Source organism: Streptomyces sp. NBC_00483 (assembly GCF_036013745.1).
Classification (GTDB): domain Bacteria; phylum Actinomycetota; class Actinomycetes; order Streptomycetales; family Streptomycetaceae; genus Streptomyces.
Map to the genome: position 1 here is coordinate 8,824,389 of NZ_CP107880.1, position 25,693 is coordinate 8,850,081.

At 70.9% G+C, this 25,693-nt stretch carries 24 protein-coding genes and 1 pseudogene; 11 read left to right on the forward strand and 14 right to left on the reverse strand.

The window, feature by feature from the left end:
• Positions 1 to 48: 48 nt before the first annotated feature.
• Positions 49 to 285, forward strand: a complete 237-nt coding sequence (locus OHA73_RS39450) for a hypothetical protein (protein WP_267067947.1) — start codon at positions 49 to 51, stop codon at positions 283 to 285.
• Between the two features lie 41 nt (positions 286 to 326).
• On the opposite strand, the gene OHA73_RS39455 is transcribed toward OHA73_RS39450, so the two are convergent.
• From OHA73_RS39455 to OHA73_RS39470, 4 genes are all read right to left on the reverse strand, one after another.
• Complete coding sequence (locus OHA73_RS39455; RefSeq protein WP_327657571.1) at positions 327 to 1,769, reverse strand: MFS transporter; 1,443 nt, start codon at positions 1,767 to 1,769, stop codon at positions 327 to 329.
• A gap of 8 nt (positions 1,770 to 1,777) precedes the next feature.
• Positions 1,778 to 2,929: an LLM class flavin-dependent oxidoreductase gene (locus OHA73_RS39460; protein WP_266723477.1), complete on the reverse strand. Its 1,152-nt coding sequence runs from the start codon at positions 2,927 to 2,929 to the stop codon at positions 1,778 to 1,780.
• A gap of 415 nt (positions 2,930 to 3,344) precedes the next feature.
• Positions 3,345 to 3,554, reverse strand: a complete 210-nt coding sequence (locus tag OHA73_RS39465; protein ID WP_327657572.1) for a hypothetical protein — start codon at positions 3,552 to 3,554, stop codon at positions 3,345 to 3,347.
• A 128-nt stretch (positions 3,555 to 3,682) separates the two neighbouring features.
• A complete protein-coding gene (locus OHA73_RS39470; RefSeq protein WP_327657573.1) occupies positions 3,683 to 4,015 on the reverse strand; it encodes a helix-turn-helix transcriptional regulator in 333 nt (110 codons plus the stop codon).
• 171 nt (positions 4,016 to 4,186) lie between these two features.
• Between OHA73_RS39470 and OHA73_RS39475 the strand changes: the two are divergent.
• Positions 4,187 to 4,498 (forward strand): annotated as a pseudogene (locus OHA73_RS39475) (STAS domain-containing protein); the annotation flags it as partial.
• A gap of 93 nt (positions 4,499 to 4,591) precedes the next feature.
• A complete protein-coding gene (locus OHA73_RS39480) occupies positions 4,592 to 5,404 on the forward strand; it encodes a SigB/SigF/SigG family RNA polymerase sigma factor (RefSeq protein ID WP_327658616.1) in 813 nt (270 codons plus the stop codon).
• 80 nt (positions 5,405 to 5,484) lie between these two features.
• On the opposite strand, the gene OHA73_RS39485 is transcribed toward OHA73_RS39480, so the two are convergent.
• From OHA73_RS39485 to OHA73_RS39495, 3 genes are all read right to left on the reverse strand, one after another.
• A complete protein-coding gene (locus tag OHA73_RS39485; protein WP_327657574.1) occupies positions 5,485 to 6,816 on the reverse strand; it encodes an amidohydrolase family protein in 1,332 nt (443 codons plus the stop codon).
• Positions 6,817 to 6,904: 88 nt separating this feature from the next.
• Positions 6,905 to 7,417, reverse strand: a complete 513-nt coding sequence (locus tag OHA73_RS39490) for a nucleoside deaminase (RefSeq protein WP_327657575.1) — start codon at positions 7,415 to 7,417, stop codon at positions 6,905 to 6,907.
• Positions 7,414 to 8,808, reverse strand: a complete 1,395-nt coding sequence (locus OHA73_RS39495; RefSeq protein ID WP_327657576.1) for a purine-cytosine permease family protein — start codon at positions 8,806 to 8,808, stop codon at positions 7,414 to 7,416. The genes OHA73_RS39490 and OHA73_RS39495 overlap by 4 nt, the downstream gene beginning before the upstream one ends.
• A gap of 326 nt (positions 8,809 to 9,134) precedes the next feature.
• Here OHA73_RS39495 and OHA73_RS39500 point away from each other — a divergent pair, with 326 nt between their 5' ends.
• From OHA73_RS39500 to OHA73_RS39510, 3 genes are all read left to right on the forward strand, one after another.
• Positions 9,135 to 10,658, forward strand: coding sequence for a helix-turn-helix domain-containing protein (locus OHA73_RS39500; RefSeq protein WP_327657577.1), 1,524 nt, complete (start codon positions 9,135 to 9,137; stop codon positions 10,656 to 10,658).
• Positions 10,659 to 10,727: 69 nt separating this feature from the next.
• Positions 10,728 to 11,501 carry an SDR family NAD(P)-dependent oxidoreductase gene (locus OHA73_RS39505; protein WP_267067938.1) on the forward strand — a complete coding sequence of 258 codons (774 nt, stop codon included), beginning with the start codon at positions 10,728 to 10,730 and terminating at the stop codon, positions 11,499 to 11,501.
• Between the two features lie 29 nt (positions 11,502 to 11,530).
• The gene (locus OHA73_RS39510; protein ID WP_327657578.1) at positions 11,531 to 12,124 is read left to right on the forward strand and encodes a class I SAM-dependent methyltransferase; all 594 of its coding nucleotides are present in this window, start codon (positions 11,531 to 11,533) and stop codon (positions 12,122 to 12,124) included.
• Between the two features lie 64 nt (positions 12,125 to 12,188).
• On the opposite strand, the gene OHA73_RS39515 is transcribed toward OHA73_RS39510, so the two are convergent.
• From OHA73_RS39515 to OHA73_RS39530, 4 genes are all read right to left on the reverse strand, one after another.
• Entirely contained in the window at positions 12,189 to 12,479 is a 291-nt protein-coding gene (locus tag OHA73_RS39515; protein ID WP_327657579.1) for a DUF4287 domain-containing protein, read from the reverse strand.
• A 294-nt stretch (positions 12,480 to 12,773) separates the two neighbouring features.
• Positions 12,774 to 13,082, reverse strand: coding sequence for a hypothetical protein (locus OHA73_RS39520; protein WP_267067935.1), 309 nt, complete (start codon positions 13,080 to 13,082; stop codon positions 12,774 to 12,776).
• 123 nt (positions 13,083 to 13,205) lie between these two features.
• The gene (locus OHA73_RS39525) at positions 13,206 to 14,618 is read right to left on the reverse strand and encodes an amino acid permease (protein ID WP_327657580.1); all 1,413 of its coding nucleotides are present in this window, start codon (positions 14,616 to 14,618) and stop codon (positions 13,206 to 13,208) included.
• On the reverse strand, positions 14,612 to 15,361 hold the full coding sequence (locus tag OHA73_RS39530) for a gamma-glutamyl-gamma-aminobutyrate hydrolase family protein (protein WP_327657581.1): 750 nt from the start codon (positions 15,359 to 15,361) through the stop codon (positions 14,612 to 14,614). The genes OHA73_RS39525 and OHA73_RS39530 overlap by 7 nt, the downstream gene beginning before the upstream one ends.
• 93 nt (positions 15,362 to 15,454) lie before the next feature.
• Between OHA73_RS39530 and OHA73_RS39535 the strand changes: the two genes are divergently transcribed.
• A complete protein-coding gene (locus OHA73_RS39535; protein WP_327657582.1) occupies positions 15,455 to 16,180 on the forward strand; it encodes a FadR/GntR family transcriptional regulator in 726 nt (241 codons plus the stop codon).
• On the opposite strand, the gene OHA73_RS39540 is transcribed toward OHA73_RS39535, so the two are convergent.
• Together OHA73_RS39540 and OHA73_RS39545 are read right to left on the reverse strand one after the other, a co-directional pair.
• Positions 16,164 to 17,585, reverse strand: a complete 1,422-nt coding sequence (locus OHA73_RS39540; protein WP_327657583.1) for a threonine/serine exporter family protein — start codon at positions 17,583 to 17,585, stop codon at positions 16,164 to 16,166. The genes OHA73_RS39535 and OHA73_RS39540 overlap by 17 nt on opposite strands.
• A gap of 173 nt (positions 17,586 to 17,758) precedes the next feature.
• Positions 17,759 to 18,985 carry a cation:proton antiporter gene (locus OHA73_RS39545; RefSeq protein WP_327658617.1) on the reverse strand — a complete coding sequence of 409 codons (1,227 nt, stop codon included), beginning with the start codon at positions 18,983 to 18,985 and terminating at the stop codon, positions 17,759 to 17,761.
• 342 nt (positions 18,986 to 19,327) lie between these two features.
• Here OHA73_RS39545 and OHA73_RS39550 point away from each other — a divergent pair, with 342 nt between their 5' ends.
• The 3 genes from OHA73_RS39550 (at position 19,328) to OHA73_RS39560 (ending at position 21,903) form a co-directional block, all read left to right on the forward strand.
• Entirely contained in the window at positions 19,328 to 20,098 is a 771-nt protein-coding gene (locus tag OHA73_RS39550; protein WP_327657584.1) for a class I SAM-dependent methyltransferase, read from the forward strand.
• 49 nt (positions 20,099 to 20,147) lie between these two features.
• Positions 20,148 to 20,732, forward strand: coding sequence for a TetR/AcrR family transcriptional regulator (locus tag OHA73_RS39555; RefSeq protein ID WP_327657585.1), 585 nt, complete (start codon positions 20,148 to 20,150; stop codon positions 20,730 to 20,732).
• A 142-nt stretch (positions 20,733 to 20,874) separates the two neighbouring features.
• Positions 20,875 to 21,903, forward strand: a complete 1,029-nt coding sequence (locus OHA73_RS39560; RefSeq protein WP_327657586.1) for a zinc-dependent alcohol dehydrogenase family protein — start codon at positions 20,875 to 20,877, stop codon at positions 21,901 to 21,903.
• Positions 21,904 to 21,972: 69 nt separating this feature from the next.
• On the opposite strand, the gene OHA73_RS39565 is transcribed toward OHA73_RS39560, so the two are convergent.
• Positions 21,973 to 24,768, reverse strand: a complete 2,796-nt coding sequence (locus tag OHA73_RS39565; RefSeq protein ID WP_327657587.1) for a hypothetical protein — start codon at positions 24,766 to 24,768, stop codon at positions 21,973 to 21,975.
• Positions 24,769 to 24,962: 194 nt separating this feature from the next.
• Between OHA73_RS39565 and OHA73_RS39570 the strand changes: the two genes are divergently transcribed.
• Complete coding sequence (locus tag OHA73_RS39570) at positions 24,963 to 25,559, forward strand: TetR/AcrR family transcriptional regulator (protein WP_327657588.1); 597 nt, start codon at positions 24,963 to 24,965, stop codon at positions 25,557 to 25,559.
• The last annotated feature ends 134 nt before the right edge of the window (positions 25,560 to 25,693 follow it).

Sequence of the window (25,693 nt, forward strand, 5' to 3'; positions counted from 1 at the left end):
TCTCACGCCTCCCCGCATCCATCCGTCAGGCGGCGTCGTTCGCCCTGCATGAAGAAGCTCATCGGTGTCGCCGGTCTCGCCCTCGCCATGACCGGACTCGCCGCACCTGCCCACGCCGTGAACGGCAGTAACCTCGGCTCCGGAGTCGGCGTCTCGGACGACTGGAACGCCGGCTCCGCAGCCACCTGTCTCCAGGAGGTCGCCGTCGCCCCCGTGCTCGGCGACCACGTGGGCGTCCACTCCGACCACTGCACCGACGGAAGCCTGATCACCGGGAGCAAGTGAGACGCCGCCCCCTTTTGGCGGGGCGGCGTCTCCGGGGCGGGCTACGCACCGTCGGTCGCGCGGCCGGTCCGTACGAACAGGTCCTTCTCGCGGAGCCGGGACGTCGCCCAGACACTGCCCGCCGCGGAGAGGACGAGGTACCCGCACGCCAGCCATGGTGTGCCGGACCCGAGTGCGAGAAACGCGGTGACCAGCAGCGGTGTGATGCCTGACGCGAAGATGCCGGACACCTGGTAGACGGCCGACATCCCCGTGTAGCGCACGTGCACCGGGAACAGCGCGGCGAACAGCGTGCCCTGCGCCCCGTAGAAGCAGGCGTGCACGATGCCCAGGGCGAGCACGAGCGCCACGGCGAAGCCCAGCATGCCGCCCGTCTGGAACAGCAGGAAGGCGGGAAAGACCGACACCCCGAACGCGGCCATGCCCGTCATATACGTGCGCCGTGCGCCGAACCGGTCCACCAGCCGCCCCGACACCGGGACGAGCACCGCCATCACCAGCGACGCACCGGTCACCGTCAACAACACGGGGGTGCGCGGCAGTTGGAGCGTCCCGGTCGCATACGTCAGCGCGAAGACGCCCCACGTGTTGAAGGCCACGCCCTCGCCCCAGCGGGCCACCATGCCAAGCAGCAGGTGACGGCGCGTCAGCCGCTCGCGCACCACCTCGACCAGGGGTACGGCCCTGGGCTCAGTCGTCCGGCCGAGCACGGCGCGGAAGGCGGGCGTCTCGTCGATCTTCAGCCGTACGGTCAGCCCGACCGCCACCAGGACAAGGCTGGCGAGGAACGCGACCCGCCACCCGTAGCCGAGGAACGCATCGTCGCTCAGTACGTTGCTCAGGAGCGCGAACACGCCCGTGCCGAGGGCGAGTCCGAGCGCCAGGCCGATCTGCGGGTAGCTGCCGAACCGGCCCTTGCGGCCCTCCGGTCCGTGCTCCACCGCCAGCAGGACGGCTCCCGCCCACTCGCCGCCGAGCGCCACGCCTTGCGCGACACGCAGGACCAGCAGCAGTACGGGGGCGAGCGCGCCCGCCTGTTCGTACGTGGGCAGGAGGCCGATCAGCGCGGTCGAGACGCCCATCAGGCCCATGGTGAACGCGAGGGTGCGCTTGCGGCCCACGCGGTCGCCGATGTGTCCGAAGAGCAGGCCGCCGAGCGGACGCGCGACGAAGCCCACCGCGAACGTGGCGAAGGCGAGCATGGTGCCGACGGTGCCGTTCGTCTCCGGGAAGAACAGCTTCCCGAAGACGAGGCTCGCGGCCGTGCTGTAGAGGAAGAAGTCGTACCACTCGACGGTGGTGCCCAGCAGGCTGGAGAGGACGACGGTCCGCAGTTTGCGTCCGGACGTGGTGCTGCTCTCTGTGCCCGTGTCCTGGGCGTGCGTCAGTGGTGTGTCTGTGCCCGTGTCCTGAGCGTGCGTCAGTGGTGTGTCCGTGGCCGTGTCCTGGGCGTGCGTCAGTGGTGTGTCCGTGTCCGTGTTCATGTCTGCGCTCACACGCCTGCGAACGCCACGGTGCCGGGCTCGACGGGGGCCGGTGCGGCCGGGTGGCGCCAGGCACCGCGGCGCTCCAGCAGCGGCAGGACGCCCTCCCCGAACCAGTACGCCTCTTCCAGGTGCGGCACGCCCGAGAGGACGAACTCGTCGATGCCCAGCCGGTGGTACTCCTCGATGCGGTCGGCGACCTCCGTGTGGCTGCCGACCAGGGCGGTACCGGCGCCGCCGCGCACCAGGCCGACACCGGCCCACAGGTTGGGGTAGATCTCCAGGTCGGAGCTGGTGCCGCTGGCGTGCAGCGCGCGCATCCGCTTCTGGCCCTCGGACTCGGAGGTCGCGAGGCCGCGCTGGACGGCGGCGACGCGCTCCGGGTCCATGCCCTGCAGCAGCCGCTCGGCCTCCGCCCATGCCTGCGCGGCGGTGTCGCGGGCGATGACGTGCAGCCGGATGCCGAACCGGACGGTGCGGCCGAGGAGTTCGGCCCGCCTGCGGACCTCGGCGATCTTCTCGGCGACGGCCGCCGGCGGCTCGCCCCAGGTCAGGTACGTGTCGGTGTGCCGGGCGGCGACGTCCAGGGCCGCGGGGGAGGAGCCGCCGAAGTAGACACTGGGCACCGGGTCAGGCAGCCGGTTCAGGCGGGCGCCCTCCACGCGGAGGTGCTCGCCGTGGTGGTCGACGGTCTGCCCGTCCCACAGGCGGCGCACGATGTCGAGGAACTCGCCCGTCCGTGCGTACCGCTGGTCCTTGTCGAGGAAGTCCCCGTAGGCACGCTGCTCGGCGCTCTCGCCGCCGGTCACCACGTTCAGCAACAGACGCCCGTGGGACTGCCGTTGATAGGTGGCGGCCATCTGGGCGGAGAGCGTGGGGGAGATCTGGCCGGGCCGGAAGGCGACGAGGAACTTCAGCCGCTCGGTGACCTGCGTCAGCATCGCCGTGGTCAGCCACGCGTCCTCGCACCAGGCGCCGGTGGGCGTCAACGCCCCCTCGAAGCCGAGCTGTTCGGCGGTACGGGCGATCTGGCCCAGGTACTCCACGGACGCCGGACGGTCGCCCCCTGCGGTGCCGGGGGTCGAGCCGTGACCGCCGCCGACGACGTGGCGGCTGTCGCCGGTGGTGGGCAGGAACCAGTGGAAGGTGAGTGTGGACATGACGGGGTGAGGACCTCACAGAGCGTGGAGCAGGGAACGGAACAGAGCGCGGGCCGCGCGAAGGGCGGGCCGTTCGGGCACGCCGAAACCACGGCGCGGCGCGCAAGGCAAAGGGGCGGCGTCAGTGCCGACAGCAGGCGCTGGCGCAGTGGCAGAGGTCGATGTGCCGACGGGCGACGAGTAGCGCGCCCGCGCCGGATGCGCAGGAGGGGGAGGGGCCCGCCGGGCGCGGGCGCTCCGAGGAGGATCCCGTCGCCGGGCCGGACCATGGCAGGTCGAGCGGATGCACGGGCCCCCTCCCTCCTTGCCTACAATTCCTACTGGATTACTAGGAAAATGTTCCGCATCGGTGTCCGCTGGTCAAGTTCCGTCTCAGTAGGCGGACGTGGAGGGGTACGTCGACACCCGGGCCAACTCACTGGTCCATGACATCGCACACGCCTGCGAGGCTTCCGTCGGCCACCATCGACGGCAGGGAGGCGGCGGACTCGGCACAGGTGCTTGCGTCGTTCCCGGTGAGGGGTGACGCGCTGTCGGCGGCCGAAGAGGGGGCCGCGAGGGACACCAGGGCCCCTGCGGTGAGAGCGGCGGCACCGACCGCAGAGCGAAGCGAGGATCCACGCATTGAGAACTCCAACCGTTCGAAAAGGCGCTGGGTGCGCAGGGCACGCCATGACGGTGCACCCAGCCCGAGTAACGGCCGCCCCGTTCCGCCGGACACGGGAGGCCGTCGAGAATCGGCGGGAGTGTGGTTCAGGAGGTGCGCAGCGCGGAGTTGGTGCGGTCGGCTTCGTCGCGCGCGAGCAGTGCCAGCAAGGAGGCCACGCTCACGTCCGCCTCGGCCGGGTGCCGCAGGATCTTCGCCGGGTCGATCTCGTAGACGTTGCTGCGGCCCTCGCGCACATGCGAGAGGTAGCCGGCCTCTTCGAGGTCCGTGATGATCCGCTGCACCGCACGCTCGGTCAGGCGGCAATGCGTGGCCAGGTCGCGGATGCGGACCTGGCGGTTGTCGGCAATGGCTGCGAGTACCCGGGCGTGGTTGGTCAAGAACGTCCACCCGGTGTGCGACGTCGTCTGCTCCTCCATGTGACCACTATAGGGCCTTCCCGCCAAACGAATCACGAATATCTTTTCAGGTATTGGTTGACGTGATTCAAAGTTCGTACCAAGCTATGGGCCACTCAATGGGCAGAGCGGGGAGGCGTGGCGGTGCTGGACGGCATGGAGACTTCGAACGCGACGTGGACGTCACTGCTCATGAGCGGCGCTTCGCGGCACACCCGCATTGCCCCCTCGGCCCCCGTCGTCGAGGTGTTCGAGCGCGGCGACCGCACTGTCGTGGCGGTCTACGGCGAAATCGACTTCGACGTCGCGCCCGGCTTCGACGAGGCGCTGCGCACGGCTGTGGAGCGGTCGATCTCGGGGCTGGATCTGGAGCTCGGGGCCATGACGTTCTGCGACGGCGCCGGCCTGGGAGTGCTGCTGCGGGCGCGGCGGGCGGCCCTGGAGGCGGACAAGACCGTGAGCCTCTGCTCCGCCAGTGCGCCTGTCGAGCGGCTGCTGCGCGTCACCCGCACCCACGGCCTGTTCGCCGGTGACATCGGCCTTGAGCCGGCGCACGGCGGGCCGAGCGGGGCGGGGGAGTCAGGGGCTCGGCGCGGACTGATCGAGCGTGCCTGTGAGGACCCGGTCTCGATCGCTCCCCGCGATGCGCGTGAGGTGGGCAAGTACTTCTTCGAGCACCTCGCCGGCCTCGAGGAAGGCACCCGCGAGTATCAGTACGTGCGCAACGCGCTGATCGAGATGAACCTCTCCTTCGTCAAGTACGCCGCCTCCCGCTTCAAGCATCGCGGCCAAGAGGAGATGGAGGACATCATCCAGGTCGGAACCATCGGCCTGATCAAGGCGATCGACCGCTTCGAGCTTTCTCGCGAGGTCGAGTTCACCACCTTCGCCCTGCCCTACATCACCGGGGAGATCAAGCGGTTCTTCCGTGACACCACCTGGGCGGTGCATGTCCCGCGGCGCCTGCAGGAGGCGCGCGTCGAACTGTCCAAGGCCACCGACGAGTTGCAGACCCGTCTGGGGCGGCAGCCCACCACCGCCGAACTCGCAGAGCTCATGCAGTTGGAGCCGGCCGAGATCGCCGAGGCGCAGAAGGCCGCCAACGGCTACAACGCCACTTCCCTCGACGCCACTTTCACCGGCCACGACACCGAGGGGGACTCCGCCCCGCTCGCCGACGTGATCGGTGTCGAGGAGGACATGTACGAACTGATCGACAACTACCGCTCCCTGGCGCCGCTCATGACCCGGCTCGACGCACGCGACCGCAGGATCATTCACCTCCGTTTCGTCGAGGAACGCACCCAGCAGGAGATCGCCGACGCCCTCGACGTCTCCCAGATGCACGTCTCCCGCCTCCTCACCCGCATCCTGGCCAAGCTCCGCACCGGCCTGATGGCCACGGCGTAGGAGCGGCGCCGTACGGGTCGGCCTCAGGTCCTCGGGTGGATCCGACCCGGTCGGCGTCTGCTTGATGGCCGTCTGTCTGATCAGTGCAGAAGTGCCGCCCGCCGCCGGAACAGTTCCTCCGCCGCCTCCTGCGCCCGCAGCCGTACCTGCTCCGTGTCCACGCTCAGCACCTTCCCGCCGGACACATGTAGTTCGCCGTCGACCCACACATGGTCGACGTCGGCGGCGGACGCGGAGAACACCAGGTGGGGGACGGCGTTGAAGTCGTCGCCGTGGAGGAGGGGAGTGGTGTGCAGCGCGCGCAGGTCGACGGTGACGACGTCGGCGCGCTTGCCCGCCACCAGTGACCCCGTGATGTCGTCGAGGCCGAGGGCGCGGGCGCCGTCGCGGGTGGCCATGTCGAGGATGTCCCACGGGTCGCCGGTCGTCGGGTCGAGCGAGGTCACCTTCTGCAGCAGCGAGGCGAACTTCATCTCCTCCAGCAGGTCGAGGTTGTTGTTCTCCTTCTCGCCGTCGCTGCCGATGCCGACGGCGATGCCGCGCCGGCGCATGTCGGCGACCCGGGCGGGGCCCGACGACAGCTTCATGTTGGAGCAGGGGCAGTGGGCGACGTTCGTGCCGGTCTCGGCCAGCAGGTCGAGTTCGCGGTCGTCGAGCCAGACACAGTGGGCGATGACGGTGCGCGGTCCGAGGATGCCGCGATGGTGGAACTCCTCGACGGGTCGGCGCCCGAACTGCCGTAGGGACTCCTCGACTTCCCACGTCGTCTCGGAGGAGTGGGTGTGCAGCCCGGTGTCGAATTCGTCCGCCAGCGCGGCGGCCGCGCGGAAGGCCTCCTCGCTGCAGTAGAAGAGGTGCTCAAGGCCCACCCACGAGCGCACCCGGCCGCCCGCGTACGTGCGGTACTCCTTCAGCAGGCGGCGGTTGGTCTCCAGCGTCTCGAAGTAGTCGTAGCCGGGGAGGTCGGCGACGTAGGGGACGAGCGTGGCGCGGATGCCGACCTGCTCGGCGGCGTGTGCCGAGCCCTCCATGTGGCGCCACATGTCCATCACGGACGTGGTGCCCGCGCGCAGGGATTCCGTGTAGCAGAGCAGCGACGCGGCTTCGGCGATGTCGGGGGTGAGGGCCTTGTGGGCCGGGTCCACGTAGTCGCGCAGCCAGTCCCACAGGGACTTGGACTCGGCGGTGCCGCGCAACAGGCCCGAGTGCAGGTGGGTGTTGTGCAGGCCGGGAATGACGGCATGGCCGGTGGCGTCGATGACCTGCGCGTCGGTGCCGGCGAAGGCCTCCGGGCGGTCGACGGCGACGATGCGGTCGCCCTCCAGGAGGACGGAGCCGGGGTCAAGGACCGTCTTCGTGCCGTCGCAGGGGATGACGATGCCGTTGTGGATGAGAGTGCGGCGGGGTGACATGTGGGTGTGGGCTCCTCGGTGCGGGCGCGGGGGAGTTGTCACGTAACGCGGGGGCGTTGTCACGTAAGAAGCGGGCTCAGGGGCGGGCTCAGTTCCAGAAGTCCGCGTGCACCGCCGCCGCCTCTTCGTGCAGGCACGGCCCGACGACATCCACCGGACGCTGCCCGGCCGCCAGCACCTCCCGACACGGCAGTGCCATCGTCGGGTTCTCGGGGTTCGCGCCGGTCAGGGCGAGGAGTTCGTCCTCGCCGAGGGCGTAGGCGACGCGGCCGATGCCGCTCCAGTAGACGGCTCCGGCGCACATCGCGCACGGCTCCGTGGAGGTGTAGAGCGTGGCGCGGTCCAGTGTGTCGCGGTCGTAGGTGCGGGTCGCCAGGCGTACGAGGTTGGTCTCGGCGTGGCCGGTGGCGTCCCGCTCGGTGACGACGGTGTTGCCGGCCTCCAGGACCTGCTCGCCGTCGAGGACGAGCAGCGCGCCGAAGGGATGGTTACCGGCGGCGCGGGACTGCGCCGCCGCGACGATGGCGGCCCGCAGGAACGCCTCGTCCTGTGCGCTGGGCACGGTGGTGGTCGCGGTCGTGGTGGTGCTCGTGGGCGTCATGCCTCACTCCTCAACTTCTCGTACGGTTCGGATGGTTGGGGTCGTTCGGACAGGCGGGGGCGTGGACACACCACGGTGTACGCGGCCCCCGCCACCGCGAACCCGACGAACAGGCCGAACGAGCCGAGCACCGGATGTGCCTCGGCGAGCGGCCCCGTATAGAGGGACTGGTTCATGAACGGCAGCTCGGCCGCGATGGCAAGCAGCACGCACGGCAGGCCCCGGCCGAAGCGGTGCCCCGGGTCGTACGGATCGGCGAGCGTGCGCCGCCCGCGGCCCCAGTACGCGACGATCATCACCGCGCCCCACGGCGCCAGCCAGTAACCCGTCATCAGGAGAAAGTCGTTGAGCTGCGTCGCGAAGTCGCCGTGCCCCGCGTACCAGGCGAGCGCCGTGCCGAGGCCACCGACGACGAGGACCGACACCCAGCGCGGAATGCTGAATCCGGCGACGAGCGCCGCCATCGCACCGGAGTACAGGTCGATGACCGTGGAGGCGAGCGTGGAGAGCAGCAGGCACAGCAGCACGACGGTGCCGAGGGCGCCCGGCAGCAGGCCGCTGACCATGGCGCTGGGGTCGTCGAGCGCGCCCACCGTGCCCAGCGCCGCGCCGAGCGAGCCGATCCACACCCCGGCGAGCGCACCGCCGCCGCCCGCCGCGAGGAACACCCGACGCGGCGAACTCTGCGCCGGCAGATAGCGGCTGTAGTCGGACGCGTACGCGGACCAGCCGAGCACGCGGGCCGAGGTGACGGCGACGACCAGCAGGAACGCGGAGGTCGAGCCGTCGGCCGGGTTCACGGGAGCGGTCGCGTGCGCCGCGCCGAAGCCGTACACCGACATCACCGCGAACACCACCACCAGGACCACGGCCAGGACCCGCTCCACGGTGTGGATCAACCGGTATCCCACGACCGCGATGCCGAGCTGGGCCACCGCCATCAGGACGAGCGCGGGTGCGAATCCCATGCCCGTCAGATCGCGCAGGATGAAGACCCCGAGCAGCGAGTCGACCACACACCAACCGACTCCGTTGACCACGGTGAACGCCGCCGACGGCAGATTCCCGAGCCGGCCGAACGGGCCCCGGGACTGGACGAGTTGGAGCACACCGGTGAGCGGCCCGCGCGTCGAGAACAGGCCGACAAGCGCCGAGCTGAGCAGCGTGCCAGTGACGATCGCGAGGACGGCCGGCAGCAGGTCGAGGCCGAACACCGACGTGGACAGGGCGCCCACGCTGAGCGTCGCGAACTGCACGTTCGCGCCGAACCATAGCGTGAAGAGCGACCAGGGGCGGCCGTGCCGCCGCGTGAGCGGCACGGGTTCGGCTCCCAGACGTTCGATGGTCGAGGTCGAGGTCGAGGTCGAGGGTCGTTCGGGGTCGGCGCGCATGGTGGGCTCCTCACCAGGACAGGACGGGAGTACGGAGCGGGGTGGTGCGGGTGCGGGGGCATGCGGCTCGTTGCGTGACTCGGTCGGTGTGGCTCAGCCGTCGCGTGACTGGGCCGTTGTGTGACTCAGCCGTCGCGTGGCTCAGTCGTTGTGATGACTCAGTGAACCGGCGTCGCGGCTCTTCCGGGATTGCAGATCTCTCCAGACGAGCGGCCCTTTTCGCGCGGCGGGCCCGTACTATGCTCCAAACCCCTTGCACGCCGGTGTGCATGCCTGTAACACGAGTCGCCCGCCCCTCCCTTGGGCGGTGCCGAGGAGGCCGACCGGTGGAGCTAGCCGAACTGCTCGCGATGCCACGACTCGGACTGCGGTCCGTCGTGGCAGCCCCCGTCGAGAGCCCGCGCATCCGGGGCGTCTACACCACCGACCTGCCCGACCCGGGGCGCTACCTCGACGGCGGGGAACTCGTCCTGACCAGCACCACCTGGTACCACGAGCCGCGTGACGCCGATGTGTTCGTCGCCGCACTGGCAGGAGCGGGCGTCGCCGCGCTCGTCGCCGGGACCGCGGACGTCGGCGCGGTGCCCACGCCGCTCGCCGACGCCTGCACCCGGCACGGCCTGACACTGCTCACCGTCGCCGACGAGGTCTCGTTCGCCGCGCTCACCGAGACCGTGCTCGCCGCGCTCGGGGGCGGCCATCGGCGCGCGCCCTCCGTGAACCTGCACCGGGGCCTGGTCGCCAGCATGGCCGCGGGGGAGGGGGCCGAAGGGCTCATCGACGTGTTCGCGCGGGCCACGGGTGTGTGGTGCGCGGTGCTCTCCGCGACCGGTGCGTCGCGCGCGGGCGGCGTTCCTCTGGTGAGCGAGCGGCAACTCGCCCGCGCCCACCACGACGCGCTCGGCGCGGGCGGCTTCCCCGCCGTACGGTCCGTCCCCGGCTGCGCTGAACTCACCCTGTTCCCCGTCCAGTCACCCGCCGCGCGCCGACCGCCTGCCGGGTACCTGGCCGCCTCGGGCGACTACCGCGACTGGGCACCGGGCGTGGCCGACGCCGCGTGGGAGGTGTGCGCGCTGCTCGCGCTCGACGGCGCCGCGGTCCAGGAACGCCGCCGCATCGAGGCGCGCTTCCTGCGCGAGGCCGTCGACCTTCTCACCGACGGCAGGGAAGAGGCGGCCGCCGACCGGCTGACCAGCCTCGGACTCGACCTCGACACACCACTCAGCGCCGTGTACGTGCGCACCACCGGAAGCCCGTACGGGGCCGAACTCGCGGCCACCGTCCTGGAGGACGTCGCCGAACGGATGCCCGGCTGCTCGGTGCCGATCCCCGCCGAGGACGGCGCCTACCTCATGCTCGTACCCGAAGGCGAGCACGATACGTCCGGCACCGCCGAACGGCTCGCGCCGCTCCTTGCGGACGGTCACGCCGCCATCGGTACGGGGGAGCCCGCCACGGGCCCGACCGGCCTGCGCCGCTCCCTGGACGAGGCCCGCAACGCACTCCGGGTCGCGGCCCTCGCCACCGGCACGGTACGCACCGCCGACCCCGGCTCCCTCTCCTCCTACGAACTCCTGCTCGCCGCCGTCCCCGACGACGTGCGCCGCTTCTATCGCGAGCGCCTGATCGGAGTCGTCGAGCGCTACGACGCCACACACGGCAGCGACCTCGTGGCCACCCTCAGCGCCTTCCTCGACGCCTCCGGCTCCTGGCAGCGCTGCGCCGAGCAACTCCACATCCACGTCAACACGTTGCGCTACCGGCTGCAGCGGGTGGAGCAGCTCACCGGCCACAGCCTCGCCACGCTGCGCGACCGCATCGACTTCTGTCTGGCGCTGAGCATCGGGTGAGGATCGGGTGAGGACGGACCGCCGTGCGGGGATGTATACGTCAGGCGTCCCAGAGGCTTTACTCGCCCAATGAGTGACACGACTGGAATGCTGGCCGGTAAGACCGTCATGATCACGGGTGCTTCGAGCGGTATCGGGGAAGCCGCTGCTCGCCTGTTCGCCGCCGAGGGGGCGGCAGTACTCCTGATGGCCCGCCGTGAGGACGTACTGAAGCAACTGGCCCAAGAGATAGTCGACTTGGGAGGTCGGGCGGCGATCAGCCCGGGCGATGTCTCGGTCCCCGAGGACACCCAGCGCGCCGTGGACGCGGCCTGTGAACACTTCGGCACCCTGGACGCGGCCTTCAACAACGCGGGCTTCGCCGGCGACGACCTGACGCCGCTGCACGAGCTCGACCAGGCCGTCTTCGACCGCACGATGGCCGTCAACGTCAGCGGCACCTGGAACTGTCTGCGCTCCCAGATCCCGGTGATGCTCGCGGCGGGAAAGGGCGCGATCGTCAACACGTCCAGCACCGCGGCCCTGGGGGCCACCGGGGCTCCCGTGCCCTACGTCGCCGCGAAGCACGCGGTGCTCGGCATGACCAGGGCCGCGGCGGCCGAGTACGCGGAACACGGCATCCGCATCAACTCCCTCGTCGTCGGCACCACCCGCACGGAAATGATCGAGCAAGCAGTGGAGGCCTACCCGGAGTTGGGCCCGGCCTTCGTCGCCCGCCAGATGCAGAAGCGCATGGCGGACCCCGTCGAGATCGCCCAGGCGGCCCTGTGGCTGTGCAGCGACCGCGCTTCGTTCGCCACGGGTTCGGGACTGGCCGTGGACGGCGGGTGGACGGCCGGCTGACGGCAGCCGGACGAGGGAGCCCCGCGGTGGTGACGCCCGACGCATCGGAGCCAACGACCGTCCCGTTGGCCGGCTGGGAGAGCCACTTCGCCGACGGCGAGGGCTTCCGTGCGTCTGATGACCGTGAGTTGCAACTCCTGACCCCGCATCTGCCGTCGTCTGCCGGGGCCCGTCTCCTGGACGTGGGGTGCGGGCTGGGAAGTTACGCCGCCGGCCTGGCCCGGTGGGGATACGACGTGCTCGCGGTGGACTGGGCGTCCTCCGCGGTGGCCGCCGTCCGTGACCGCTATCAGGATCTCGTGCCCAATCTGACGGCCCAGCGCCTGGACTTCACCGACGAGCAGGCCGTGGGCACGCTCGGGTCCGGCGCCTTCGACGTGGTGACGATGCGGCTCGTCTACCCGTTCTTCACGGACAAGCGACAGGTGGCCGAGCGGGTCCGGCGGCTGCTGAGACCGGGCGGCGCGTGTGCCGTGACGACGCCTCTGGCGGAGCGGCTGTCCGCGCGGCGGCACATCGCGCTGTCCGCGGGCGAGGTGGGGGAGCTGATGTCGGGGTGGGACAGCGGCGCGTGGGTGGACTTGGAGCCGGGTGGGCTGCGGTGCATCGTGCTTCGCCGGTGACGGTTCAGCTCGTTCCTCAACCTCTGGCTCCGGTGGGGGCCCATTCGTATCCGGTTCACCAGCGTCATGACTGCCGGTCCTGCTTGCCGTCGAGCCAGAGCGTGTCGGATTCGTCGCGGTGCGAGCCCGTGGTTCCGACGTGCTTGGCGTCGATCTTTGCGCCGTTCTTGATGACGTGGACCAGCGCCATCCCGTGTCCTCGGCCCAGGTCGTAGTCCTGCTTGAGCCATTCCAGGATCGCCCCGGCCTTCGTAGCCGGTTCATCGAACCCTCGCTCACCGGCCAGCGCGATGAACTCGCGCGGCGTCAGGCCGGTCTTGTCCTCGATCTTGTCCAGGTATGCCTGAAACGACATGCTCGCTCCTGCGGTAGTTGCTGTGCGATCACGTACTCGGCCTGTAGACCTCTCGCTGCCCGCAAACTCATCGGTGCTTCGAGCCGGTCTGGAACGGCGGCTCGTATTGACTCACTCGGTGCCACTGGACGTGGCTCGTGGTCGCCGCCCACACCCGCGCCGAAACCCTCAATGCCCCGCCCCGGTGGGCAAGTTGTGAAAAGCCCCCGGCCGGCGAGGGTGCTGCCGGGCGGGGGCTCGTTCACCTTCGGGGCCGGCTGTGGGCCCGCCCCGAAGTGCTCAAGCGGTCAGGCGTCAGCCGCCGATCGGGCCGGGGGCGTTGTCGTCGGCGTCCTGGCACTGCTGGATACGGTTCTGGATCGCCCGCGCCTTGGCGCGCTCCTTCGCGGCCGACTTGTGGTAGCCGAGGTTGTCCAGCTTGGCGGCCTTGGACTTGTGGCTGGCGACCTGCTGGCGCATCTTCGAGATGTTGCAGGTGATCGGGCCACGGACCGACACGCTGCCCTGCTCGGCAACGGGGGCCGCCTGCGCGGGGACGGCCGAGAACAGGACGCCGCCCGCGATGGCAGCGGACACGGCGAGTGTGGTGAAACGTCGGGTCAAGATTGTTCCTCTCCAAGTGACAGATCACAGCGACCTGTTGGGGGGTGGCTGATAGCAGTCGGTCACTGTATATGAAGAGATCGACATTTCCTGGTATCAATCGCCGCCCCGGTCGACGCCGCCCTACGTCGGAGAAGTCGGAGAAGCGGTGGGCTTGGGGCAGAGGAATGAGACTCCGGACAAGATCAGGGTCAGCACCAGCGCCCCCAACGCGTCCACCCGCGAGTCCGGCATCACGATCAGCGAGACGAACATCGCACCGACCACGAGGAGTACGGCCCAGCTCAACCAGGGGAACAGCCACATCCCGGTCCCCGGCTCGGGTGCCCGCCCGGCCCTCCGGTCCCGCCGCCCGAGCACGATCTGCGCCCCGGCCACACTCAGCCAGGTGACGAACATCGTGTCCCCGGCCATGCTCACCAGCCGGTCGAACGCCGTGGTGGGGTGCACGACTTCGAGCAACACGCAGGCGACGGCCAGCGACACCGTGAACAGGATCGCGTTGCGCGGCGCCGACGTCGCGGAGACCCGCCCGAGCGCGGCGGGCGCGTCCCGGTCGCGGGCGAGCGCGAACAGCATCCGCGAACTGGCGTACACCTGGGAGTTCATGGTGGACACCATGGCGGCGAAGAGCACGATCTGCAGCACGGCCGAGGCGTTGTCGAGCCCCAGGTGAGTGAGCGTGGCGGCGAACGGGCTCTCGCCGACGGCCCCCGCGTTCCACGGCAGAAGCAGCACCACGACCGCGAGCGAGCCGAGGTAGAAGACACTGACCCGCCACAGGATCGACCGGGTGCACCCTCGGATCGCCTTCGCCGGATCCTTCGCCTCGCCGGCCGCGATGGTCACGATCTCCGAGCCGGAGAACGAGAACATCGCCCCGGTCATGGCAAGTAGTACCCCGGCCATCCCGTGCGGGAGGAAGCCCCCGTGCCCGAGCAGGTTCGCGGTGCCCGGTGCATCGGTCCCCGGCAGCAGGCCGCCCACGGCGACGAGCCCGATCCCGATGAACGCCACGATCACCGCGACCTTCAGCCACACCACCCAGAACTCCATCTCGCCGTACGCCCTGACCGAGGTCAGATTGACCACGGTGACGACGGCGACCAGTACAAGTGCCGCCACCCATACGGGAATCGACGGCAGCCACCCGTGCACGATGGTGCCGGAGGCGATCGCGTCGATCGCGAGCCCCAGCGGCCACCCCACCCAGTACATCCAGCCGCCCGCGAACCCGGCCCACCGCCCGAACGCGAGCCGCGCGTACACGGCGAACGCCCCCGTGTCGGGCCTGGCCACCGCGAGTTCCGCGAGCATCCGCATGATCAGGACGACGATCAGCGAGGTCAGCGCGTACGCGAGCAGAATGCCCGGACCCGCCTGCCGGATACCGGCGCCGGAGCCGACGAACAGGCCGGCGCCGATCGCCCCGCCGATGCTGATCATCGTCATGTGCCGGCTGTGGAGCCCCTGGGCGAGGCCGCCGCGCGGGGCGCCGGCCGAGCTGTCGAGCCCGGGGCGCCCCTCGGTCAGCATGCCGCCACCGCTGGTGCCGCGGATGACGCCGCCCGGCTCAACGCCTCGAACAAGGGGGAGCGCAGGGCCGGTTCGGGGACCTCGGCCTCGGGGTGCCACTGCACGGCGACGACCCAGGCGTCGTCGGTGGTGTCTTCCAACCCCTCTACGCACCCGTCGGCGGCCTGCGCCGTGACCCGCAGCCCCTCGCCGACCCGGTCGACGGCCTGGTGGTGGCCGGAGGCGATGGGCAGCTCGGCCTTGCCGAAGGCCCGCGCGCACCGGCTGTCCGGCTCCAGGCGGACGTCGTGCAGCGCCCACTCCTCGCCGGTCTCCGCGGGCGGGTCGTGCACGACGGAGCTGGGCGTGAGGTCGATGTGCAGGGTGCCGCCCCGGACCACGTTGAGCAGCTGCAGGCCGCGGCAGATGCCGAGCAGAGGCAGCCGCGCGTCGAGCGCGTACCGGAGCACGGCCAGGTCGAGCCGGTCCTGCTCGTGGTTGACGTCGTACAGCGCGGGGTGGTCGGCGGGGGCGCCGTACAGGACGGGGTCCACATCGCCGCCGCCCGGGACGACGAAGCCGTCACACGCCTCCAACGGGTCGCCGGGCGCGAGCAGTCGGGGCGTCGCGCCGGATTCCCGGACGAGATCCACGATGGCGTCGAAGACGCGGGCCGCTCCGGCGACGCGCGGGTCGGTGCCGGGGGCGTCGGTGGCGCTCAATCGGACAGGTATGCCGATGACGGGCACAGAGGTGCTGCTCATAAGCTCTCCGCAGGGGTCTGGGCAGATCAAGCAAGACTCAATGCAGTGAAATCTAGAGGTTAGAGTTCATGAAAGACAAGGGGTCGATGATCGATGGATGAGACCGGCTGGAGCACGCACATCCGCCCCGTGCGCGCGGGCGGCGCCGCCGAGGCCATCGCGCGGCGCCTCAGTGAGCTGATCGGGGCGCGGATGCTGGTCGCGGGCGACCGCTTCCCGTCGGAGAAGGCGCTGGCCGAGATGTTCGGGGTCGCGCCCATGACGGTGCGTCACTCCGTGGCCGTGCTGCGCGCGGAGGGGCTCGTGGAGACGCGGCGCGGCTACAAGGGCGGCACGTACGTGTCCGAGGGTGTACTCACCCGCGTGAAGGAGCTCGTCGGCCTGCACCCCTACACGGTGGAGGAGATCGAGGAGCTGACGGCGTGGCGGCAGGCGATCTCCGGCGAGGCCTCCGCCCGCGCGGCCCGCCGTGCCGACGATTCCGCGCACGAGCGGCTGCGTGAACTGGCCGCTCGTACGCACGAGTTGCTGGCCGACGCGGACGCCTACCGGACCGCCGACGCCGCCCTCCACCTCTACATCGCCGAACTCTCCGGATCCCGGCGCCTGTTGGAGGCCGAGCAGGGTATCCAGGACGAGCTCACCCGGATCATCTCCACCCATCCCGGCGGCACCGAGGCCCGCTCCACCCCCGGTGAGCTGCACGATCCGCTGACCCGCGCCATCGTCGCGGGAGACGCCGGGCGGGCCCGCGAGGAGTTCCGCATCCACGCGCAGGCCACGGCGGACATGTGCCTGATCTTCACGACGGAGGCGTGACCGGCCTGGAAGACGCTGCTCGAGACCTCTTACGTTCGCTGCCCGCCCCGAGGAGCGATCCCAGCACCGCGCCGACGCCGATCGCGGCGACGGATGCCAGGGTCGTCGCCACGTACTGGTGGGCTCCGGGGACGCCGAGGACGAGTTGGAGCATGCTGCGGTACAGGTCCGGGCCGGGCAGCACGCTGCCGGCGATGCCAGGGATCAGTACCGCCCTCGCGGGCACCCCCGCGGGTGGGCCGATCGCGGCGGACACCGCGCCCATCACAGTCGTGGCAAGACCCGTCGCCAGCGGGACCGACCAGTCCAGCTGGGCCATGCCGAACATCTTCACGCCCGCGCCGACCAGCGCCGCGGCGATCGCCCATGGCACCAGGCGCGGGCCGCCGCCCATGAACACGGCGTTGCCCAGGGCGCCGATGCCGCTGGTGACCAGGGTGAGCCAGACGGGCAGCGCGGCGAGCGTCGTGTTGCGGGCGTCGCTGTCGAGGCCGCGCAGCAGGAACGCGATGGTGAGGATGCCTCCCGCCAGCGCGGCGAAGAAGAGGAGAAGGCTCACCGAACGGGCCGCCGCCATGGACCGGAAGCCGTCGATCGCGTCCTCGGTGAGCGAGACGACGGTCAGGATCGGCAGGATCAGGATGACGTTCGCGGCGACGGCGCTCGCCCCTTCACGCCCACTGAGCACCCCGAAGTCGACCAGCGCCATGGCACCCGCCATGAGGAGCGCCGTCTGCGCGGCCGTGACATAGAAGGACGGCAGGCCCGTGCGGCTCAGCGCCCACGCGGCCCTGTTGGCGACCAGGAACAGCAGGGGTGACAGCAGCGCCGCGCGCGTCGTACCGGACGCGAGTACGCACAGCATGGCCGCCAGCACCGCGCCACCGCCCAGGGTGAACCACCAGGGCCACCTCGTCGGCGCCGCCACCAGCCGGTCGAGGGCCGCTCGCGCATCCGCCGGTGCGAGCCGGGTGGCCACGATCCGCACGGTCAGCCGCTCCAGCGCGGTCAGCCGGCTGAGATCCCGCGTGTCCTCCGACCCCAGGACGATCAGCATGACGACCGGAGCGCGTCGCGGCGGCGCGTACTGCACCTGCAACGAACGCCCGGAGATGTCGACTTCCAGGTTCTGCAAGCCCCACGTGGCCGTCACCGCGACAACCGCCGTCTGGATGTCACGCGTCGACGACCCGGCCAGGAACAGCTCCCGGCCCAGGTGCAGGACGAAACGCAGCACCTCGGCCGCCTGCCCGTCCTCGAAGTCGCGCGGCGGCGGGAAGGAGACGCTCTCGTACGCGGTCCCGTACAGCCGGTCCAGCAGTGTCCCCTCGTTCTGCCGCAGCCGGTCCAACCGCGCCTGCCGGGCATGCGCCCGGGACCGGACTCGGGACAGGGCCCGCCGCATCCGCTCTCCGCTCGCTCGAATCGATCGAAACACCGCTCCGCGCTCCAGCCTCTCCCGGCGCGGCCGTCACCGCCGCCGGAAGCGGCTGCGGGAGCCCGTACGGTTCGCCGGACACACCACGCCCGCGATCGTCACGTGCACGATCACCACGTCAGCGATCACCACGCCCGCGATCACCACATCTCCGTCCCGGCGACATTCGTCCGCGCAGGCACCGCCTCACGTTCCTTCCCCCGCAACCGGAGGCCGAGCAGCGGGAAGACGAGGACGGACACCATGGCGGCGCCGACCATCGCGGCGGCCTCGCCCCTGCCGAGGAGTTCCTCCGCGAGGCCGATCGTCGTGATTGCGACGACCAGTGGCAGGCAGGTGGCCGAGTGGAGCGTCAGCGCCCGGCGGCTGAGCGGAGAGAGGTCGCGTGGGGCGAGCGCGTACGCCGGAAGTCCGCGGACGAGCAGGAACAGGACCAGGAACAGGACCAGGAACACGGGCAGCAGCACGAGTGGACGCCCACCGGAGAGAAGCGACGACAGGTCGAACTCGATCCCGGTCACGATGAAGAACAGGGGCACGAGAAAGCCGAAGCCCAGGCCCTCGATCTTGCTCAGGACGTCCTTACCGACCTCCGGCGCCGTGCCCTGGAGAACCAACCGGGTCAGCAGCCCGGCGGCGAAGGCGCCGAGCAGCACGTCGAGGCCGAAGGCCTGCGACAGGGCGAGCATCGAGACGAGCAGCAGCATGACGAAGCGGACCGCGAACTGGCCGCTCGTGTGCAGCGTCGTCTGGATGACCCGGGTGAACCAGGGCGGGCGCGGGCGGAGCGCCCAGAACACGGCCCCCGCGGTGATGGCGGCGAACACGGCGAGGATGACCGTCGACAGGCCGGGGTCACGGCCGCTGAGCAGGACGGAGATGGCGATGATGGGCCCGAACTCGCCGACCGCGCCGAACGCCGTCGTGACGGTGCCGAACCGGCCCTGCAGATCGCCGCTGTCGCGCAGGATGGGAACGACCGTGCCCAGCGCCGTGCTGGTGAGGGCCGTCCCGATGATCACGCTCTTGGGAAAGTCGAGGCCGGTCAGGGCCAGCGCCACCACGAGCCCCGCCGCCAGCGAGATCACCCAGGCCCACACGGACCGGCGCAGCGTGTCGCCGCGGATGGCGTCGAACTGGATCTCGTACCCCGCGAGAAAGATCAGCAGGGACAGGCCGAGGTTCGCGAGGATGTCGGTGATCTCCCCGGAGCGGGCCCACCCGAGAACGTCGGGGCCCATGAGAATACCGAGCACGATCTCGAAGATGATCACGGGAACCCGGACCCAGCGGCCGAGACCGTGCGCCAGCAAGGGGGCCAGCACCGCCGCGGCCATGATGAGGATCAGCGTTCCCGGATGCTCCACGACGATGTCCCCCTGGTGTGCGGCCGCTACCTGCTGGTTCCGAGGATCGGGGGAGCGGGCCGGTACGGCACCCATGGGCGGACCATGCGGGTGAACACGCCACGGCTCCAGGCGAGTTGAATCCTCGGATGCAGAGTGTGCGGGGTGTGCGGAGCGCGTCCGCCGATCGACACATCCTCCAAATTCGACGGTCCCGACACCTGGGGATTTGATGGATCCCCCAAGCATCTGCAAGCCCTCTATGGAAATCTGCCTTGCAGATGCAAGATGGATGATGTTGTTCGGGTAGCGAATACCGCAGTCCCGGCCGGTTCGAGCCCGCGAAGTGAGGTCCCCATGGTCATGCGCACACACGACGGCGGCGCCGGCGACGTCGACCACGCCACCGTCGGCTCCGGCCGTGCCTCCCACCGCCGACCCGACGCACGCATCGCCCACACCATCGCCGCGGCGCTCGGCGATGCGCGGGACATCCTCAACGTCGGCGCCGGCACCGGCTCCTACGAGACGGCCGCGCACACCATCACCGCGGTCGAGCCCTCCCTGGCCCTGCGCGCCCGACGGCCGGCCGAACTCGCCACCGCCATCGACGCCGTCGCCGAGAACCTCCCCTTCGACGACGGCCGGTTCGACGCCTCCATGGCCCTCTTCAGCGTCCACGAGTGGTCCGACCCCGCGGCGGGACTGCGCGAGATGCGGCGCGTCACCCGTGGCCCCGTCCTCGTCCTCACCTGCGACCCCGTCCGCGTGCGCGACTTCTGGCTCTACGAGTACGCCCCCGATGTGCTGGACATCGAGGCCCGCCGCTACCCGCGCCTCGGCGAGCTGGCCGACGCGCTCGGCGGCACGGTCGACATCCAGCCCGTACCCGTCCCGTTGGACTGCACCGACGGCTTCAACGAGGCGTACTACGGCCGCCCCGAACTGCTCCTCGACCCCGCGGCTCGCCAGGCCTGCTCGGCGTGGAGCTTCATCGACGACCGCGCTCGGCAGGACTTCGATACCTCGCTGCGCCACGCCCTGGGCTCCGGGGCCTGGGACGCGGCCTTCGGCCACCTGCGCCATCGACCGACCTACAGCGGATCCCTCGTCCTCCTGCGCGCCACGGTCTGACCAGAGGACCTGTACGGCACCTGAGCACGGCCCGGAAGGGAGACACCGGATGACGCCGCCCCGCCCGCGCGCGGCGCGATGCGACGCCGAGGGCAATCGCGTCCGCATCATCGAGACCGCGAGCGAGGCCTTCGCCCGCACCCCTGGTGCGACCCTCCAGTCGATCGCGAAGGCGGCCGGCGTGGGCCAGGGGACGATGTACCGGCACTTCCCGCACCGCGAGGCGTTGCTCCTCGCCGTGTACCGGGGCGACATCGAGACACTTGCCGAAGCCGCTCCGCGCCTCCTCGACGAACACGCACCGCTGGACGCACTGCGCCTGTGGCTCGGCCGGCTCGCCGCATACAGCCGCAGCCAACACGGGGCGGTCCAGGCCGTCGAGGCCGCCACCCGGGCGGACCTGGGCGGCCACTGCTACCCGCTGATCACCGCGGCGTTGAACCGGATACTCGCCGCCTGCAAGGACGCCGAACTCGTACGGCCCGACGTCCATGCCGACGAGGTGCTGCTGCTCGTGTCGTTCCTGTGGAAAGCCGGCAGCGGCCCCGATCGGCAGGAGCGCACCGAACGCATGCTTGCCATCGTCACTGACGGGCTGCGGGCCACGGCATGCGGTCGGGACCGCTCAGGCTGACCCGTCGGGGTGGCCGGGCGCTGCCCGTACCGGTCGCGTACGGTCGATGCGGTCGGCAGCCCGGACCCGGGTCCGAGGCGCTGACCAGCATTGTCAGGGCGGGGGCGGTCGTAAACGGCTGCCGGGAGAGCGGAGTTCGCGGATGCGTGCAGTGGTCTTCGAGGAGTTCGGCAAGGACGCGGAGGTACGGCAGGTCGCCGACCCCGCGCCGCCCCGGGACGGCGTCGTGGTGCGGGTCGGGGCGACTGGGCTGTGCCGCAGCGACTGGCACGCCTGGCAGGGCCACGACCCGGACGTCCGCCTCCCGCACATCCCCGGCCACGAACTGGCCGGCACCGTCGAGGCGGTCGGCGCCGACGTCACCGAGTGGCGGACCGGCGACCGTGTCACCGTCCCGTTCATCTGCGCCTGCGGGCGCTGCGCCTCCTGTGTCCGCGGCGATCACCAGGTGTGCGAGCGCCAGGAGCAGCCCGGCTTCACGCACGCCGGATCGTTCGCGGAGTACGTCGCGCTGCACCATGCCGACGTGAACCTCGTCGCCGTCCCCGAGGGCATGACCGACGCCACCGCCGCGAGTCTCGGCTGCCGCTTCGCCACCGCCTTTCGCGCCGTGGCCGACCAGGGGCGCGCGGCCGCGGGGGAGTGGGTGGCGGTGCACGGCTGCGGAGGCGTGGGCCTGTCCGCCGTGATGATCGCGGCGGCGGCCGGGGCCCGGGTGGTGGCGGTGGACGTCTCTCCAGAGGCCCTCGCCCTGGCCTCCGCCTTCGGCGCCACCGTCTGCGTCAACGCGGCAGAGGTCCCGGACACCGCCGCGGCGGTCCGCGACGCCACCCGCGGCGGAGCCCACGTCTCCCTCGACGCGCTCGGTTCCCCCACCACCAGCGCCGCCTCCGTCGCGAGCCTGCGCCGCCGCGGACGCCACATCCAGGTCGGCCTCCTGCCGGGCGGCGCCCACCTCCCGATGGACCGGGTCGTCGCCCTCGAACTCGAACTCCTCGGCAGCCACGGCATGGCGGCGCACGCCTACCCCCGCATGCTGGAACTGGTCACCGCCGGAACCCTGCGCCCCGACCGCCTCGTCACCGCCACGATCTCCCTGGACGAGGCCCCGTCCGCGCTCAACGCGATGGGCTCGGCGCCGGGCCGAGGGGTCACGATGATCGCGCCCTGACGCAAACCGCCGGGCGGAGGCGCACGCGCAGCGGCTCGCCGCGAACTCCATACGCACCTCGCCCGCGGCTCAGCGGCGCCCGCCGCCACCAGTGGTGCCGCCGTCCCCGCCCCCGTCTCCAGGGCGCACACACCCGGAGCAGTCCCCGGTCGAGTCCCGCAGATACCGATGCTGGTTCGCCAGGTCGACCACCCTGGTCATCGTGGGCTCCTCGGTGGGGAAGCCCACGCCGAACCGCTGGTAGAAGCCGAGCAGTTGGCCGTCGGCGCGCTCGACTGCGTCGCGGGCCCGGTCGTACGCCACCGAGGTCAGCCGGCGGAGGTCGATGCGCACGAGCCGCTCGCCGTCGGGCGGATGGGGCGCTGCGGGCCGCTCGTCGTCGGGTGGGGGAGGTGGTGCGGGCCGGTCGATCCGCTCGCCCCACCGGTAGAAGATCCGCTTCACCGGGCCGTCCTCCACCAGCCCGCCGAGGTACTCCTTGAGGATCTGCACGACCCCGTTGTCGCCCAGGTCGGGGATGTCGAAGGTGCGGGTGGCAGCCAGGGAGGCGAGTTCGGCGAAACGGTCGGTCCGCTGTTCGCGATCCGCGGCGAGCTGCTGGCTCTCGTCGAGCTGGGCGAGCTCTTCGTCGAGGCCGTCGGTCTCCGGCGGCACGGCAGGTTGCGGTGCGGCCGGGTCGTCGACGTCGAGTGAAGCGGCCTGGTAACGGCCGACCTGACGCGCGAGTTGGCGGGCCGCCGGGCTCGCAGGCTCCCCGGGTGGCGAGGGCGCCGCCCGGTACACGGCAAGGACCACGGATCGCAGGCGCGCCGCCGAGCGGGGATGCGCCGTCACCTGCTGATGGATCTCCCGGTACGCGGCCGCTGCCCCCGCCGCGTCCTCGCGGCGCTGCGTCTCCAGCGCGTACCTCTTGGCCACCGGCCGCTTCCACGTCCCCTCGGAGACCGGGGCCAGGACGACGGCGAACAGCAGCGTGACCATGAGGCCGAGGCTGAGCCCGCTGAGGACGCGCCGCCCGAAGTTGACCGCGGCGCCCAGCGGCAGCCGCGACTCGCGGAAGCGGGCCGGACGCAACCGCTCCCGCAAGCGCGTGACGCGCTCCGGCCACCGCAACACCGCGTAACTGCCGCAGGCCAGCACGGTGTACGCCACGAGCCAGTACAGCCAGGGCACTTCGGTCAGCCCTTGGATCGAGCTCAACACGCCCCGAACTGCGGCGACTTGGGCCGGTCTGAACGACAGTACGTTGCCCAGCCAGACCACGAACACGGCCAGGACCAGCCCGAGTTGCAGGGACACCACGACGTCGGCCGCCGCCTGCACCGTCGGCCGCGCCGAGTCCTTCAACCGGCGCCAGCCACGCCAGCAGAGCCAGATCGCGATCGGAAAGAACAGCCCGGCGGCCGGCAGCACGGTCAGTATGTCGCCGGCCACCAGCTGCTGGGCGGCCAGGAACACCAGCGCCACGCCGGGAAGATCCGGGAGATGCCGCACTACGGTGCGTTCCGACCGGTCGCACCGCTTGATGGCGAGCACCAGCGCCCAACCGCCGAAGAAGACCAGCACGAGCAGCGGGACAAGTCGGGACGGGAACGACCAGAACAGCGTGGCCAGCAGCGCGACCGGCGCGCCGAGGGCGACCAGCGCGAGGGCGAGGGCGGCGACGTACCGGCGGTGCCGGAACCAGCGGATCAGCGGTTCGACGACGAACTCGCCCACCGTTCGCGGCAGGATCCCGACGAACGCCGCGAGCCCCAGCCCGAAGACGGCCCCGAAGAACCCGCCGAAGACCGCCGCGAGGACGGCCATCAGGACGGGGCCGACCCCGTCCACCCCCTGCCGGTCACCGAGCCGCCAGGCGGCCCAGGCGCCGATGCCGAAGGTGACGTACCAGCTCAACTGATCTGCTACGTCGCTGGGTTCCTCGGTGTCATTGGTGTCATTGGTGCCATGAGGTTCCCCGGTTTCCTCGGTGTCATCGCCGGTCGCCGTCGGGGTGGGTCGTGGGGCGGCGTTCGGAGCCGGTGCGGGCGGTGGCCGGTCGGTGCGTTGGCGGTGTGCGATGGCGAGGAGGACCTCGAGGTGGGGGACCTGGTACTGCGGAATCACGTAGTGGGTCGGGAAGTCGGGGCCGCGTGAGGACATCTCCAGGCCGCCCTCGTCCGTGACGGTGATCGACACGACGTCCTGCCAGGTCGTGAAGTCGTCCCGCCCGCGCCTGCGCCGCACGGTCAACCCGTCCCGGCCCACCACGAGCACCCCGAACGGGACTTCGGCGCCGTCCAGAATCGCCGCGGTGGTCGGCGCCAGGACCGCGTCCCCAATGGCCTGCTGGATCGCCGGGCCCCACTCGTCCTCGTCCGGGAGCTGGAGGCCCTTGAGCAATGTGCGGGTGCGCAGGCCCCGGATGCGGGTCGCGTTGAGGAGGGGGCCGCGGTCGGCCGCCCCGAGCGTGATGACCGTCCCGTCAGGGTTGGCGAGCTTGTAGCGTCGCCTGCCGTCCGTGAAGAGCATCGTCGACGACCAGGGGTAGACGGCATCCCGCCCGTTGGAAGCGACGGCCATCACCCCGCGCTCGTACAGACGCAGCTCTGCGCGCGCGTGCCGCCAGCGCCACAGTCCCCGGACGGCGACCGGCCCCAACAGCGCCAGCACACCCAGGACTTGGGCCACGGTCGCATCGTCCCAGCTGAAGAACGCGCCGACGAGAATCGTCGCGAGGAAGGTCAGGGCAGAGAAGGGGATGAGCCGCAGCAGGAGGAGCAGATACGTCAAGGGGCCTCGGCGCGGCGGCCGGTAGGTGCGGCGATGCTGCCCCAGCACAGGGTGCTCCGCCTCGGCCTCTGCACTCCTGAGCTCATCCATCCCGGAGAGTGTTCCGCATAACAAGTCGCTCGACGACTGGATTGCGTGCGGGCGCCGGCAAGGAGTGCGTCGGGGACCTCGCCCCAGCTTGACCGGATGCTGCCTCCGTTTTAGTCTCGAATGAGAACGGAGGCTGCATCCGTTTTTAGCGTAGTGGAACCGTCGGCAGGGATCGGCAGGGATCGGGAGGGTGTATGAGCACCAGTGGGCAACAGGGGCGCAAACCCCGTGCCGATGTCCAGCGCAACCGCGCTGCCCTCCTGGAAGCGGCGCAACGACACTTTCTGCGGCACGGGGTCGGTACCTCCCTGGAGGCCGTGGCCAAGGAGGCGGGCGTGGGGCCCGCCACCTTGTACCGGCACTTCCCGACCCGGGAAGCGCTGCTGGCCGCCGTGCTGCAGACGCGCTCCGAAGAGCTGGTGAACCGCCAGGCGGACATCGCGAAGCTCGGTGACTCCGTCGAGGCGCTGGAGCAGTGGCTGCGGGCGCTGGAGGAGTACTTCAGTGCCTTCAGTGGGCTGCCGGAGCCGCTCATGGCCGCGGCCCGCGCGCACGAGCCGGACAATCCGCTCACGCTTCCCTGTGACACCCTCATCTCCGCCACGGACGAGTACCTGCGGACCGCCCAACTCGCGGGCCGGGTACGGGAGTCGGTGCAGGGGTACGACCTGTTCCTTGCGGCCGTCTCGGTCGCCTGGATCCAGGGCACCGGTGCCACCGACGAAGCGTCGCTGGACCGGTTGCGTGCGCTCATCGCCAGCGGTTACCGCGAGCGGGACGACCAGGCGTAGGCCTTCGACACACCCTTTCCGACACACCCTTCCGCTCGGCCGTCGGTCGCGCGGTGGCTCGGCGTGCCCCGGAGCAGTGGCACTCCACCCTTCGCACCCCCAAGTCTTCGCACCCTCAAGTCTTCGAGAGGACA